The organism is Streptomyces sp. W16 (assembly GCF_033194735.1).
Taxonomy (GTDB): domain Bacteria; phylum Actinomycetota; class Actinomycetes; order Streptomycetales; family Streptomycetaceae; genus Streptomyces.
Map to the genome: position 1 here is coordinate 1 of NZ_JAWOAI010001121.1, position 1,142 is coordinate 1,142.

Below are 1,142 nucleotides of genomic sequence, written 5' to 3' on the forward strand. Positions count from 1 at the left end.
GGGGGGGGGGGGGGGGGGGGGGGGGGGGGGGGGGGGGGGGGATGGGGGTGGGGGTGGGGTCAAGTGGGACAGCCGTGTCGGACACCGTCGCCGGGGCCGGTGGGGCAGGAGTGCCGGAGGCCGTTGTGGGGGCCTGTGGGGCGGCGCCGGGCACGGAGGTAACCGCCGGGTGCTGGACGGGCGGTGCGGGCGCCCAGGGGCCCGGCTCGCCGTATGGCGGGGTGCCGTAGGGGTCGGGGTCGTGCAGGGGCTTGGGGTGGTGGGTGGGCGGGAGGACCGCCCCGGTGGTGGTCGACGGCTCGGGGACGGGACAGTTCGCTCCGCCGTCACCGTCACCGTCCACGATCGTGCCGCCGACCGGAGACGCCTGCGCGGGTCGCCCCAGTTCGAAGTCACCGTCGGCTTCACCGACTTCACTGCTCGCGCTCTGCGCAGGCGTACCCGGCGCGAAGCCCTCATCGGCCGTCACCCGCGAGGTGACGTCCCGCAACGCGTACCCGTACCCTTTTGGCGGCCGGAGTGCGAAGTCCCCGTCGGTGTGTTCGTCGACGTCCCTGGTGCCGCCGTTGACGGCACCCGCACCCGCGTCATCGTTGCCGCCGTCCCCGTCCGCACTCGGCGTCGCCGCCCGGCCCCGACTCCACCACTTCGGTTTCGTGGGCCTCGGTTTCGGTGTCCCCTCGTTCATGTGCTCCCCACCGCCCGCCGTGCCACCCCGTACTCCCCGGATTCAACCAGGTCGGCGGGGCTTGGCGCAGGGGCCGATCAGCGGAGGGGGCGGGAGGAGGCGGAGGGGGCGGAAGTGGGGGAAGAGGTGGCGTCGGGTGCGCGCAGCAGGCCGGGGGCCATGACCTCGGGGGCCGTGGACCAGGACGTGAGGGCGACCGGCGGGTTCGTGTTGAGCGGGCGTATCAGCGGGGACATGACCGCCGCACCGGCCACCACGGGCGCCGTCAGCGTGTGCATGACCTCGTCGTCGCCCCGGACGGCCGCCGGAGACGGCACCCCGGGCAGCAGCGGCGCGGAGACGGAGGTCGGGACCACCGGGGTGTCGCCGAGCATCGACCGCTGGCTCGTGCCCTGGGCGAGCAGGGACCCGACGCCCCGGCGGCGCCCGGCGTCGGCGGCCGCGAGATCGGAAG

The 1,142-nt window shown here is 75.7% G+C and carries 1 pseudogene; it reads right to left on the minus strand.

Annotation, left to right across the window (positions count from 1 at the left end):
- Nucleotides 1-765: 765 nt before the first annotated feature.
- A pseudogene (locus tag R6V09_RS53575) lies at nt 766-1,142 on the minus strand (zf-HC2 domain-containing protein); the annotation flags it as partial.